13 protein-coding genes are annotated in these 11738 nt (G+C 62.9%); 5 read left to right on the top strand and 8 right to left on the bottom strand.

What is annotated here, in order from left to right; genetic code table 11:
• Positions 1 to 240 precede the first annotated feature (240 nt).
• Positions 241 to 1566, bottom strand: coding sequence for an NAD(P)/FAD-dependent oxidoreductase (locus AAFM31_RS12870; protein ID WP_341708329.1), 1326 nt, complete (start codon positions 1564 to 1566; stop codon positions 241 to 243).
• A gap of 104 nt (positions 1567 to 1670) precedes the next feature.
• Positions 1671 to 1847: a DUF3094 family protein gene (locus AAFM31_RS12865; RefSeq protein WP_341708328.1), complete on the bottom strand. Its 177-nt coding sequence runs from the start codon at positions 1845 to 1847 to the stop codon at positions 1671 to 1673.
• 148 nt (positions 1848 to 1995) lie between these two features.
• Between AAFM31_RS12865 and AAFM31_RS12860 the strand changes: the two genes are divergently transcribed.
• Complete coding sequence (locus tag AAFM31_RS12860) at positions 1996 to 2679, top strand: energy-coupling factor ABC transporter permease (protein WP_341708327.1); 684 nt, start codon at positions 1996 to 1998, stop codon at positions 2677 to 2679.
• 62 nt (positions 2680 to 2741) lie between these two features.
• The gene (locus tag AAFM31_RS12855) at positions 2742 to 2957 is read left to right on the top strand and encodes a hypothetical protein (protein ID WP_341708326.1); all 216 of its coding nucleotides are present in this window, start codon (positions 2742 to 2744) and stop codon (positions 2955 to 2957) included.
• Positions 2958 to 2982: 25 nt separating this feature from the next.
• On the opposite strand, the gene AAFM31_RS12850 is transcribed toward AAFM31_RS12855, so the two are convergent.
• Positions 2983 to 3684, bottom strand: a complete 702-nt coding sequence (locus tag AAFM31_RS12850; protein ID WP_341708325.1) for an SIMPL domain-containing protein — start codon at positions 3682 to 3684, stop codon at positions 2983 to 2985.
• Between the two features lie 152 nt (positions 3685 to 3836).
• Here AAFM31_RS12850 and AAFM31_RS12845 point away from each other — a divergent pair, with 152 nt between their 5' ends.
• Together AAFM31_RS12845 and AAFM31_RS12840 are read left to right on the top strand one after the other, a co-directional pair.
• Entirely contained in the window at positions 3837 to 5105 is a 1269-nt protein-coding gene (locus tag AAFM31_RS12845) for an ATP-binding protein (protein WP_341708324.1), read from the top strand.
• A complete protein-coding gene (locus AAFM31_RS12840) occupies positions 5105 to 5659 on the top strand; it encodes a response regulator transcription factor (protein ID WP_341708323.1) in 555 nt (184 codons plus the stop codon). Before AAFM31_RS12845 ends, AAFM31_RS12840 begins: the two co-directional genes overlap by 1 nt.
• A gap of 67 nt (positions 5660 to 5726) precedes the next feature.
• Here AAFM31_RS12840 and AAFM31_RS12835 read toward each other — a convergent pair whose 3' ends face one another.
• Positions 5727 to 6596, bottom strand: a complete 870-nt coding sequence (locus AAFM31_RS12835; protein WP_341708322.1) for a TIM44-like domain-containing protein — start codon at positions 6594 to 6596, stop codon at positions 5727 to 5729.
• A gap of 110 nt (positions 6597 to 6706) precedes the next feature.
• On the opposite strand from AAFM31_RS12835, the gene AAFM31_RS12830 reads away from it, so the two are divergent.
• A complete protein-coding gene (locus tag AAFM31_RS12830; RefSeq protein ID WP_341708321.1) occupies positions 6707 to 7738 on the top strand; it encodes a Glu/Leu/Phe/Val dehydrogenase dimerization domain-containing protein in 1032 nt (343 codons plus the stop codon).
• On the opposite strand, the gene AAFM31_RS12825 is transcribed toward AAFM31_RS12830, so the two are convergent.
• From AAFM31_RS12825 to AAFM31_RS12810, 4 genes are all read right to left on the bottom strand, one after another.
• Positions 7739 to 8557: an SDR family oxidoreductase gene (locus AAFM31_RS12825; RefSeq protein ID WP_341708320.1), complete on the bottom strand. Its 819-nt coding sequence runs from the start codon at positions 8555 to 8557 to the stop codon at positions 7739 to 7741. It abuts the gene before it with no gap.
• 10 nt (positions 8558 to 8567) lie between these two features.
• Positions 8568 to 9038, bottom strand: coding sequence for a multidrug transporter (locus AAFM31_RS12820; RefSeq protein WP_341708319.1), 471 nt, complete (start codon positions 9036 to 9038; stop codon positions 8568 to 8570).
• Between the two features lie 34 nt (positions 9039 to 9072).
• Complete coding sequence (locus tag AAFM31_RS12815; protein ID WP_341708318.1) at positions 9073 to 9870, bottom strand: TatD family hydrolase; 798 nt, start codon at positions 9868 to 9870, stop codon at positions 9073 to 9075.
• Between the two features lie 105 nt (positions 9871 to 9975).
• Positions 9976 to 11562: a peptide chain release factor 3 gene (locus AAFM31_RS12810; RefSeq protein WP_341708317.1), complete on the bottom strand. Its 1587-nt coding sequence runs from the start codon at positions 11560 to 11562 to the stop codon at positions 9976 to 9978.
• Between the last annotated feature and the right edge of the window lie 176 nt (positions 11563 to 11738).

Raw genomic sequence — 11738 nt, 5'->3', positions numbered from 1 at the left:
CGCGTAGCCGGGTGCCCCGGGGGATCGCTAAGGGGGGCTGGGCAAGCAGCCCCCCCTTGGCTCGCCGTGCAAGGCGAAAGGCTGAATCGGCAACAGCGCGATGCTGGGAGTGGTTAATCGCTGCGATTTTTAAAGCAAAGGTTTATCAGACAGGTGCGAGGAGGGTTTCGCTCCGCAGTCCGCACTACACCAAAACAAAACCCCGCACGCGGCGGGGTTTGTCGGTGGCGTCAGAGGCGCTCAGTGCAGCTTCAGGCGCGGTTCGGTCGGTCGGCCGAACTGGTCGCTCAACATCAGCATGAGCGTACGTGGAACGCCGTACAGGGCCATCTGGTGCATACGGTAGAGAGATACATAGAACATCCGCGCCAGTCGCCCCTCCAGCATCACGTTACCGGTCAGGTTGCCCATCAGGTTGCCGACTGCGCTAAAGCTCGACAGCGAGATCAGTGAGCCGTAGTCGCGGTAGGTGTATTCGCTTTGTGGCTTGCCCTCCAGCATTCGGCACAGGTTCTTCGCCAGCAGGCTGGCCTGCTGGTGGGCAGCCTGGGCGCGTGGCGGTACGAATTTGCCCGGCTCGTCGGTTGGGCAGGCGGCGCAGTCGCCAAAAGCGTAGATGCGCTCTTCACCTTTGACCCTCAGGGTACGGTCGACCTCCAACTGATTAATGCGATTGGTTGGCATGCCGAGCGTCGCCAGAAAGGCCGGGGCGCGAATGCCGGCGGCCCAGACCTTCAGGCTGGCCGGCACCTCCTCACCGTTACCGAGGATCAGTCTATCGGCCTTGACCTCCTTGACCGGTGAGCCGGTATGCAGGTGCACGCCCAGATCACGCAGGATCTCGGTTACCGGGCCGCCAATACGCTCGGGCAGTGCCGGCAGCAGTCGCGGGCTGGCTTCGATGATGTTGATGTTGAGGTCTTCCGGGCTGATCCGGTTGAAGCCGTAGGCGCGCAGCATCTGGGCCGCGTGGTGCAGCTCCGCCGACAGCTCGACACCGGTGGCGCCGGCGCCAATGATGGCGACGTTGATCGGTTCGCGTGCAGCGCCGCGTTCGCCGGCCTGTGCCTTCATGTACTGGTTGAGCAGGCTGCGATGGAAGCGCTCGGCCTGGGCGCGGGTATCGAGGAACAGGCAGTGCTCGGCAGCGCCCGGGGTGTTGAAGTCGTTGGTGGTGCTGCCGACCGCAATGATCAGGTAGTCATAGTTCAGCTCGCGTGGGGCGATCAGCTCGTCACCGTTTTCGTCATGGATGGCGGCCAACTGAATGGTCTGGCGATCACGGTCCAGATTGGTCATGGCTCCGAGCTGAAAGTTGAAGTGGTTCCACTTGCCTTGGGCGACGTAGTTCAGCTCATCTTCGGTCGAGTTGAGCGAACCGGCGGCGACTTCGTGCAGCAGCGGCTTCCAGATGTGGGTCATGTTGGCGTCGACCAGGGTGACCTTGGCCTTGCCCTTGCGGCCGAGTTTGCGGCCGAGGCGGGTGACCAGTTCAAGGCCACCGGCGCCGCCGCCAACAACGACGATGCGTGGGGGTGTTGCAGGAGATGCGTTGGAGTCTGACATCTTGGTTTCTCACGGATAATGGAAACGGGCGTCAGTCAACGGCCGAAAGCGGGCACGATGGGCGTCAGGGCTGGGATGGCGGGCAGTGATCGGTTGGCCGGGGATCAGGCAACCGCTAACTGAGCCAGCAGGCGTGACAGCAGGCCCAGACCAATCACCGACCCGACGACGATGGCGATAAGAATCCACACGCGGAACGGTCGTCGCTCGACCCGGTGAACCGGGGAGGACAGGTATTCATCAACGCGCTTCTGGTCTTCGGGATACAGTCGACTGGGCATTTGGGCGGCCTTCTTGTGGTCGGTGCAGTACGTTGCTGCGGGAAAGGCTTGACTGACTTTGCGGTCATTCTAGACCCTTGCCCTGTTGATTGCATTACTCCTTTGGATCTGCCTGCTATCATCGCTGCCACCGGATCGGGAGGTCGCCATGTTGTCCGCCACACTACTGACACCGCTGCAGTCATTGCTGTGCCTGTTGGTCTATGGTGCAGCTACATTGTGGGCGCTTACTCGGATCAGCTGGGTAGAGCTGGTCGCCGACAGTCGCCGTCAGCACCTGTTCTACGGCAGCGCTTTTGCGCTGGGTGTGCTTTGGTTGGTGCGGCGTGAGTTCGACAGTGGCCTGACTATCCATTTCATTGGCGTCACCGCCGTTACCCTGATTCTTGACTGGCCGCTGGCACTGGCTGCTGGTGCATTAGCGCAGTTGGCGTTGGTGCTGCTCGGCCAGGATGACGCTGCAGCGCTCGGGGCGAACGGTATTCTGCGGCTGCTGGTACCGGTGCTGGTCACGGTTGGCATGTCGCGAGCGCTGGAGTCGCGTCAGCCGCGCAACCTGTTTCTCTACATTTTCATCAGTGGGTTCTTTGCCGCCGGTTTCAGCGCGGTCGGTACCGTGTTGACCGGCATGGGGCTGCTGCACTGGTCTGGCCAGTTGCAGCCGCCGGACAGTTTGGTCGAGTTGGTTGGCTACCTGTTGCTGGTGATGTTTCCGGAAGGCTTCATCAATGGCACGGCAATCGCGGCGTTAATTGTCTTTCATCCGGACTGGGTTGAGACGTTCAATACCGATCGTTACCTGCAGGCGCCGCTGGATGACGACAAATCCTGAGGCAGATCAATGTCGAGCGGCGGCCCGGGTGTTCAAATGGACTTCCACAAAGGAGAGATGACATGTCTGCCTATAAAATTGCCCAACAGGTGATGGCTGAGGCCATTGAGAAGGCTGCCGCAGCAGGTTACGACGAGCAGGCGCTGGCCCGCGCGCTGATGAGCGAAGTGATTGCGGTCTACAAGAAGGGGCGCACTCAGCAGGACATCGCCAGCGAACTGAGCTTTTTGGCCAGCAATCTGGACGATGACGAAGAATATGCCTTCATGCGCCCGTGAGGACGCATGAAGGGGCGGGCAGGGGTTAGTCGCGCACTTCGATGACGCCGTCCGCGCTGACGGTCACGTCGGACTGGCCGCCTTCGACCTGCGGCGCACTGCCACCCATGTCGGCGGCCATCATGACCTTCTCCGCGCGGTAACGCAGCGGCTGCACGTACTGGGTGTTGAGGTTCAGGTTGACGATCTTGTAATCGCTGCCGCCGAGGCTGCGGGTGGCAATGTCGGCACGGGCCTTGAACGCTTCGATGGCCTTGGCGATTAACTGGTCTTCGGTCTGCCGGCGGCTATCGGAGGACAGGCTGAACTGCATGCTGCTGAGGCTCAGCTCGCCGAGCATCTCGCCGGTCAGCGCGGAAATGGCTGCAAAGTCGCTGCCTTCAATGCTGATCTCCCCGCGCTCACGCCAACCGACAATGTTTTCACCCTTCTCGTCATACACCGGATGGCTGCTGCGGTTGCCGCTGCTGACCCGGATGCCGTTGGCCTTGCGTGCGGTTTCCAGCCCGGCGTTGAGGCGGCGGGTGATGGTTTCGGCCAGTTTGGCCGGATCCCGGTCCTGGGCTTCGGTGTAGAAGGTGACCTGCATGGTGTCGTGGTTGACCGCCTGTTCAACCTGCGCGCGCAGGGAAATCTGGTTGTAACGGACGTCATCCGCCTGGGCGGCGCTGGCCATCAGGGACCCGGCGAGCAGCAGGCCGGTTATTGGCAGAAACAGTTTACGCATGGCGTTCTCCTTGTTCAGTGCTGTGTCAGACCCGTGCCAGAGGCACAGGTTCCCGATTCCCGGTCGCGCCGGTTTGTGCGACCCTGTGTCACCTCGGCCCCGCTGTGCGGGCTGCCTATACTGGAGTTTTTTGCGTGCCGCACCGATCGCTCATGAGCCCTAACACCCTGGCCCTGTCTCCCTCCAGTCAAAATCTCTGGCGCGTGGTGTTGATCCGCCTGCTGGTACTGCTGGCCCAGAGTATCTCGGTGATGGCCGCTTATCTGAGTGGCTGGTTCCCGCTGCCGTGGACGCCGCTATTGATCACCCTCAGTGTGTCGGCGGCGGTGAGTATCCTGACCCTGCTGCGCCTGCGCAGTAACTGGCCGGTCACCAGTATCGAGTACGCCCTGCAGCTGCTGTTCGACATGGCTATCCACAGCGTATTGCTCTACTACTCGGGCGGCCCGACCAATCCCTTCGTTTCTTACTATCTGGTGCCGCTGACCATCGCAGCCGCGACGCTGCCCTGGTTCTTTACCGCGGTGCTGGCGATCGTGGCGGTGACGTCCTACAGCGCGTTGCTGATCTGGTACATGCCGCTCAATGCCTTCGATATTCCGCTGGCCGGCGGACTGGTGAACCTGCACGTGATCGGCATGTGGCTCAACTTCGCCATGAGCGCCGGTCTGATCAGCCTGTTTGTGGTGCGCATGGCCGACGCCCTGCGCCAGCACGCCGATCGCCTGGCCGAGCGTCGCGAGCAGAGCGTGCGTGACGCCCAGCTGCTGGGTATTGCCAGTGTGGCTGCGGGGGCGGCACATGAACTGTCGACCCCGCTGTCGACCATGAGTGTGCTGCTCAAGGAGATCAGCAAGGACCACTCGGACCCGCAGCTGCAGGAAGATCTGGCGGTGCTGCAGGAGCAGGTCAAACTTTGCAAGGAGAGCCTGCAGCACATGGTGCGCAGTGCCGAAGACAGTCGCCGCCAGCCGGAGAAAGTGCTGCCTGGCGACGAATGGCTGCGCGCGCTGCTGGCGCGCTGGCAGCTGATGCGCCCGGAGGCCTCCTGGCAGATGCTGCCGTTGCCCGAGGGCAGCGCGCCACAGCTGCGCGCGACGCCCGAGTTGGGGCAGGGCATTCTCAATCTGCTCAACAACGCAGCTGACGCCTGCCCGGACAACATTCAGATCAGCCTGCACTGGGACAGCAGCCAGTTGACCCTGCGGATTCGTGATCACGGCCCCGGTGTGCCGCTGCATATCGCTGAGCAGTTGGGCACGGCCTTTGTGACGACCAAGGGCAAGAAGGGCTTTGGGCTTGGACTGTTCCTCAGTCAGGCGGCCGTTTCGCGGCTGGGCGGCAGCGTAAAGCTGTTTAATCAGGATGGCGGTGGTACCCTGACCGAAGTACGGTTGCCGGTGGTGACAGGAGAACATTGATGACTGAAGAGATTAACCAGGAAGATCAGCCGTTGTTGTTGATGGTTGATGATGACCCGACCTTTACCCGGGTCATGGCGCGGGCATTGAGCCGTCGCGGCCTACAGGTCGAAACCGCCGGTGGGGCGGAAGAGGCAATGCGTATTGCGCGCGAGCGTCGGCCGGATTACGCGGTACTGGATCTGAAGATGGAAGGGGATTCCGGTCTGGTTCTGATGCCCAAGCTGCTGGAGCTGTATCCGGATCTGCGCATCGTCATTCTGACTGGCTACTCGAGCATCGCCACCGCGGTGGAGGCGATCAAGCGCGGCGCCTGCAACTACCTGTGCAAGCCGGCCGATGCCGATGACGTGCTGACCGCGCTGCTATCGGAACAGGCCGATCCGGAATCATTGGTGCCGGAGCATCCGATGTCGGTTGATCGGCTGCAGTGGGAGCATATTCAGCGCGTGCTGGCCGAGCACGATGGCAACATCTCTGCGACTGCGCGGGCACTGGGCATGCACCGTCGTACCCTGCAGCGCAAACTGCAGAAGCGTCCGGTGCGCCGCTGAGACAGACGCGCAGCCAACAAAAAAGCCCTTGCCGGGGACCGGCAAGGGCTTTTTTTATGCGCGCAGATCAGTCGTTCTGGCGAATACCAGTGATGATCCACGGCTGGTTGTCACCATCGGCGCGCTCCAGCGCCCAGCTCTCGTCGAACCACTGGCCGGCGTCGTCAGCGCTGTCACGGTCCAGGCCGTTGAAGCTGACGGTGACCAGGGTACGGCCTTCGGTCTGGGTAACGCCGTCCAGGCGGGCGGTCAGTTCGTCGACGAAGCCATTGGCGGTCGGCGGGGACTCCTCGCGTGCGGCCAGCAATTGCTGCAGCAGCTCGGGGGACAGGTACTCGGCCATGCCGGCGCTGTCGCCGTCACGCCAGTGACGCTGCAGGGTGTAGAAGTGCTCCTTGGCGCCACGCAGGAATACCTCGGCGTCGAACCAGGCCGGAGCGTCAATCGGTGCTGCTGCTGCTGCCGCGGCTGCGGGCTGCGCGGTGCGCGCTGGCTCCCAGTTCTGCACGGGCTCGCGCTGCATCGGTGCACCGCCGGCGGGCTGCCATTGGGGCTGGCGCTGTTGGGCCGCCTGCGGGCGACGGCTGAACAGCTTGAACAGGACAAAGGCAATCAGGCCGAACAGCAGAATGTCGAACAGCTGAATACCCTCGAAACCGTCACCGAACAGCATGGATGCCAACAGGCCGCCGGCCGCGATACCGGCCAGCGGGCCGAGCCAGCGGCTGGCACCAGAGGTGGCCGCGCCGGCAGCCGGTTGCTGGCGGGCTGGTGCGGCTTGCTGGTCGCGTGGCGCTGTCTGCCGCTGAGCAGGTGCGCTCTGGTGGGTCGGCGCACTGCCGAAGCTCTTGCCGCCACCCAGGCGACGGGCCTCGGCATCAGGGGTGCTGACGACAACCATCAGCATCACGGTGAAAAAGGGGAGCAACCAGCGCATGTAAAACCTCCGAATACAGGGGATGCCAAGTTTGCCAAAGAGGCGCAGGCAAGGAGCGGGTTTAGTGTGTATGGTTGTTTCAGACAACCGGAAAAAGCGGGAGAGCGTACATGTTTACAGCGATGCGTGCCGAACGTATGGAAGGATTGCACTTCTTTTCCGACGAGGCGACCGGTCTGGAAGCGGTGGTGGCGATCCACAATACCCGCCTGGGACCGGCGCTCGGAGGCTGTCGTTACCTCGCCTACAACAGCGTCGAAGACGCCATCGCCGATGCCATGCGCCTGGCCCGGGGGATGAGCTACAAGGCGGCACTGGCAGGTTTGGATCAGGGCGGCGGCAAGGCGGTGATCCTGCGGCAGCCACATACCGCCGATCGCGCGGCGCTGTTTGAGGCGTTCGGCCGCTGTATCGAATCTCTGCGCGGTGGTTACATCACCGCGATGGACAGCGGCACCAGCAGTGCCGACATGGACTGCATTGCCCAGCACACTGCTCACGTGACCAGCACCACCCACGCCGGGGATCCCTCACCGCACACGGCGCTTGGCGTGTTGGCCGGGATACGTTCGGCGGTGCGCGCGCGACTCGGGCAAGACTCGCTAAGCGGGGTGCGGGTTACCCTCCAGGGGCTCGGCAATGTGGGCTATGCACTCGCGCAGTTGCTGCAGGCCGAAGGTGCCGAGTTGCTGGTAGCGGATCTGGATCAGGGCAAGGTACGGCTGGCGGAAGAAGAGCTGGGCGCCCAGCCGCTGGCACCGGATGCGGTTTACGAGACGCCCTGTGACGTGTTTGCACCCTGCGGACTGGGAGGCTCGATAAACCAGCGTAGCATTACCCAACTGCGCTGCGCGGTGGTGGCCGGAGCGGCCAACAATCAACTGGGTGATCCTGAGCTGGCCGATCAATTGGTGATTCGCGAGATTCTCTATGCGCCTGACTACGTGATCAACGCGGGTGGTCTGTTGCACGTGGGGTTGACCCACCGCGGCGTGGGCGGCGGCGATATTGCCGGTCGGGTCAAGGGCATCGGCAGTCGGCTCGACTCGATCTTCGAGCAGAGCCGTGCTGAAGGTCGTTCACCTTCAGAGGTGGCGGACCAGCAGGCCGAGCGCCTGCTCTATGCCGACGCGGGCTTCTGATCATTCGAGCTTGAAGCGCTTGCGCATCCGCTTGTCGAGGATCGAGGTTGGCAGCCAGCGCTTGAGGCGCACCATGCTGCGTGCGCCGGAGCCGATCAGCACGTTTTCCGGGCGAATCGGATTGCGGATGTAGCCAAGCAGCTCGCTGGCGAAGTCCTGGGCACTGGTCGAGCGAGCGTTCTGCGAGGCCTTGGCGCGCGCCTGTACTGCCTTTTCCCACGGTTTGAACCAGGACCCTTCGGCCATGGTGATCGCCGCGGTGGCGTTGTTGCCGAAGTCCGAGGCGATGGCGCCCGGCATGACGGTCATAACCTGAATCCCAAACGGATGCAGTTCCATGCGCAGCGCATCGGAGATCGCGTGCAGCGCCGCCTTGGACGCGCAGTAGACGCCAGAGAAGGGCGTGGTGGTAACCCCGGATACGCTGCCAATGTTGACGATCAGGCCCTTGGCGGTGCGCAGCAATTCGGCGCTGTCGCGAACCAGCTGCAGCGGAGCAAAGACGTTGGTGTCGAACTGGTGCAGCAGGGTGTCGCGGTCAGCATCCATGATCGGGCCCATCGCGCCGTAGCCCGCGTTATTGACCAGCAGGTCCAGACGTCCAGCCTGGGTGCGAATCTGTTCGACACATTGCTGGCGCTGTTCGGCGTCGTTCACATCCAGCGCGATGGCAATGGCACCCTTGTCGGTCAATGGTGCCAGGCTTTCCACACGCCGCGCGGCAGCGAACACCTGATAGCCGGCCTGCAGGCAGGTCAGGGCCAATGCCTGGCCGATGCCTGAGGAACAGCCGGTGATCAGGGCGACGGGTTGGGTCATGAAACGCTCCTTATTGTTCTTGGATGAAGTCGGCCCGCACCGCATCGGCACGGTATTCCAGTTCGGACTCTCGATAGCCACGGCGCAGCCGCGGCAGACTGTAGCAGACCCGGGTGTCGGCACCGGGTGCCAGCTCGCTGGCGAGGGTGAAGCGTTGGTCGTTGCTCGCTACATCGACCAGGTTGGAGTTGTAACCGGGTTGATTGACCCACAGCTGCCAGCTGACATTGCGTGCGCTGCGTTCACCGCCATTGTGGATGCTGACCGCCAGCGGCTGGCCAAACGGGCACCTTTCGGGTTGGTAGCTGAGCTCGAAGGCGAGCTGCTCGATACGCTGGCTTTGCTGCCACTGCAGTACGCCCATGATCGCACCGAGCAGCAGGGCGAGGCCGGCAATGACGGCACTGACCGGCAACATGACGCGCGGAAAGCGCAGCAGCAGTACCAGCCAGATCAGAAACAGGGCAATGCCGTAGGGCATGGTTCGATCCTCCTTGGAACAGGCTACAACTCTATCAAGCCGCAGGGTCTGGCGGCGACCATTGAAACAGCTCGCAACTGTTCTGCCAGCACCGGGCACTGAAGTGTTCCAGTGATTCGCCGCGCAGCGCGGCCAGCTCCGCGGCGATCTGCGGCAGCAGGGTGGGGCTGTTGCGCTGGTGTGGGTGGAAGGCCGGGGCCATGTCGGGGGAGTCGGTTTCCAGCACCAGTTGATCGGCTGGCAGTTGGGCGACGGTCTGGCGCAGTCGGCTTGCCTGTGGCCAGGTCGCGGCGCCGCCCAGACCCAGCTTGAAGCCCAGCTTGTGGTACTCGCGGGCCTCTTCCGGACTGCCACTGAAGGCGTGGATGATACCGCCGCGCGCCGGGCGATAGCGCTTTAGTGTGGCAATCACATCGGCGTGGGCGCGGCGCACGTGCAGCAGGCTCGGCAACTGGCAATCGACCGCCAGTTGCAGTTGCGCCTCGAACAGTTGTTGCTGGGCGTGGCGGTCGGCACTCTTGTCCCAGTAATCCAGCCCGTATTCACCCACGGCGCAGCAGTGCGGATTGTGCAGGCGTTCGGCCACAGCGTGCTGCAGTGCGGGGATGTGCTCGGCACGGTGTTCGCTCATGAACATCGGGTGCAGGCCAAAGGCGGCGAACAGGTTGGCGTGTTGTTGGCACAGCCGCCATACCGCATCCCAGTTGGTCTGGGTGACACCCAGCAGCACCAATCGCTCAACGCCAAGGCGCGCGCAGTCGCTCAGTACCTGATCACGATCAGGGTCGAAAACGGCGAAGTCGAGGTGGGTGTGGGTGTCGATATAGCGCATGGGGTTACGCTACGCGCGCTGGCCGGCGGCGGCAAGCACGCCTTCTACGCGCCTGATATTACGCCCGGGCACAGCGTGCTGTGCCCGGGCGCTTGTCTGCGCGTGTCAGTGGTGCTCGCGGGTGGCGCGGAATTCGATTTCCGGCCAGCGTTCCTCGGTCAGACTCAGGTTGACGCGGGTCGGCGCCAGATAGGTCAGGTGGCCGCCGCCATCAATGGCGAGGTTCTCGGTGGCCTTCTTGCTGAACTCGTCGAGTTTCTTGCGATCATTGGAGTCGACCCAGCGGGCGGACCAGACGTTGACCGGCTCGTAAATGCACTCGACCTTGTATTCCTGCTTCAGGCGCTCGGCCACGACGTCAAACTGCAGCACACCGACCGCGCCGAGGATGATGTCGTTGTTGCGCTCGGGGAAGAACACCTGAGTCGCGCCTTCCTCGGCCAGCTCCTGCAGACCCTGACGCAGCTGCTTGGATTTCAGCGGGTCTTTCAGGCGCACGCGGCGGAACAGTTCCGGGGCAAAGTGCGGGATGCCGGTAAAGCCGATCTTTTCGCCTTCGGTGAAGGTGTCGCCGATCTGGATGGTGCCGTGGTTATGCAGACCGATGATGTCGCCCGCCCAGGCTTCTTCCAGATGCTCACGCTCGGCGGCGAAGAAGGTCAGCGCGTCGGCGATGCGCACTTCCTTGCCGGTGCGCACGTGGTGCAGCTTCATGCCTTTTTCGTAGCGGCCGGAGCAGATACGCACGAAGGCAATGCGGTCGCGGTGTTTCGGGTCCATGTTCGCCTGAATCTTGAACACAAAACCGGTGAACGGCGCTTCGGTCGGCTGCACCTCGCGCTCGTGGCTGGAACGCGGCTGCGGGCGCGGAGCCCAGTCGACGATCGCGTCCAGCACCTGATCCACACCGAAGTTGCCCAGTGCGGTACCGAAGAACACCGGGGTCATTTCGCCCTTGATGAAGGCGTCCTGATCGAACTCGTGGCAGGCGCCTTGCACCAACTCCAGCTCTTCGACGAAGTTGTCGTACAGATCGCCCAGGTGCGCACGGGCTTCGTCCGAGTCCAGGCCGTCGATAACCTGCTGCTCGGTGCGCTCGTGGCCGTGGCCCGGAACGTAGACGATGATTTTGTCGTCGGCCAGGTGATACACACCCTTGAAGTCGCGGTAGCAGCCGATCGGCCAGGTGATCGGTGCAGCCTTGATGTTCAGGACCGCTTCGATCTCATCGAGCAGCTCGATCGGGTCGCGGATGTCGCGGTCGAGTTTGTTGACGAAGCTGACGATGGGCGTGTCGCGCAGGCGGCAGACGTCCATCAGCGCAATGGTGCGTGGCTCGACACCCTTACCGCCGTCGAGCACCATCAGCGCCGAGTCCACCGCGGTCAGGGTGCGGTAGGTATCTTCCGAGAAGTCTTCGTGGCCGGGGGTATCGAGCAGGTTGACCATCGCATCGCGATAGGGGAACTGCATCACCGAGGTGGTCACCGAAATGCCCCGCTCCTTTTCCATCGCCATCCAGTCGGAGGTGGCGTGGCGGTCGGACTTACGCGATTTGACTGTACCGGCCACGCTGATCGCCTGCCCCATGAGCAGCAGACGTTCGGTGATGGTGGTCTTACCCGCATCCGGGTGGGAGATGATGGCGAAGGTGCGCCGTTTGGCGACTTCTTTTTCGATGGCGTTGGACATGTCGGCTACTGAGTAGTGGCGGGACGCGGTCGCTGCACTGTGCAGGCCGGGTCCGGACGAGGCTTGAAAAATAGCTGCGTATTGTCGCTGATCGGGCGGGGGATGACAAAGGCTAAAACGTGTACAGCGTCCGCCGCTCGGCAGGTGTTGTGCGCCGGCGGATTGGACTACCATGG

This window comes from Halopseudomonas sp. (assembly GCF_038130085.1).
GTDB lineage: Bacteria > Pseudomonadota > Gammaproteobacteria > Pseudomonadales > Pseudomonadaceae > Halopseudomonas.
The sequence above is the reverse complement of the archived record's forward strand: the minus strand, read 5'-3'. Positions and strand labels throughout refer to the sequence as shown.

What these genes read in the sequence shown, in the direction of transcription:
- AAFM31_RS12870 (WP_341708329.1), bottom strand. Translation starts at nt 1,566, where the DNA reads ATGTCAGACTCCAACGCATCTCCTGCAACACCCCCACGCATCGTCGTT.
- AAFM31_RS12865 (WP_341708328.1), bottom strand. Translation starts at nt 1,847, where the DNA reads ATGCCCAGTCGACTGTATCCCGAAGACCAGAAGCGCGTTGATGAATAC.
- AAFM31_RS12860 (WP_341708327.1), top strand. Translation starts at nt 1,996, where the DNA reads ATGTTGTCCGCCACACTACTGACACCGCTGCAGTCATTGCTGTGCCTG.
- AAFM31_RS12855 (WP_341708326.1), top strand. Translation starts at nt 2,742, where the DNA reads ATGTCTGCCTATAAAATTGCCCAACAGGTGATGGCTGAGGCCATTGAG.
- AAFM31_RS12850 (WP_341708325.1), bottom strand. Translation starts at nt 3,684, where the DNA reads ATGCGTAAACTGTTTCTGCCAATAACCGGCCTGCTGCTCGCCGGGTCC.
- AAFM31_RS12845 (WP_341708324.1), top strand. Translation starts at nt 3,837, where the DNA reads ATGAGCCCTAACACCCTGGCCCTGTCTCCCTCCAGTCAAAATCTCTGG.
- AAFM31_RS12840 (WP_341708323.1), top strand. Translation starts at nt 5,105, where the DNA reads ATGACTGAAGAGATTAACCAGGAAGATCAGCCGTTGTTGTTGATGGTT.
- AAFM31_RS12835 (WP_341708322.1), bottom strand. Translation starts at nt 6,596, where the DNA reads ATGCGCTGGTTGCTCCCCTTTTTCACCGTGATGCTGATGGTTGTCGTC.
- AAFM31_RS12830 (WP_341708321.1), top strand. Translation starts at nt 6,707, where the DNA reads ATGTTTACAGCGATGCGTGCCGAACGTATGGAAGGATTGCACTTCTTT.
- AAFM31_RS12825 (WP_341708320.1), bottom strand. Translation starts at nt 8,557, where the DNA reads ATGACCCAACCCGTCGCCCTGATCACCGGCTGTTCCTCAGGCATCGGC.
- AAFM31_RS12820 (WP_341708319.1), bottom strand. Translation starts at nt 9,038, where the DNA reads ATGCCCTACGGCATTGCCCTGTTTCTGATCTGGCTGGTACTGCTGCTG.
- AAFM31_RS12815 (WP_341708318.1), bottom strand. Translation starts at nt 9,870, where the DNA reads ATGCGCTATATCGACACCCACACCCACCTCGACTTCGCCGTTTTCGAC.
- AAFM31_RS12810 (WP_341708317.1), bottom strand. Translation starts at nt 11,562, where the DNA reads ATGTCCAACGCCATCGAAAAAGAAGTCGCCAAACGGCGCACCTTCGCC.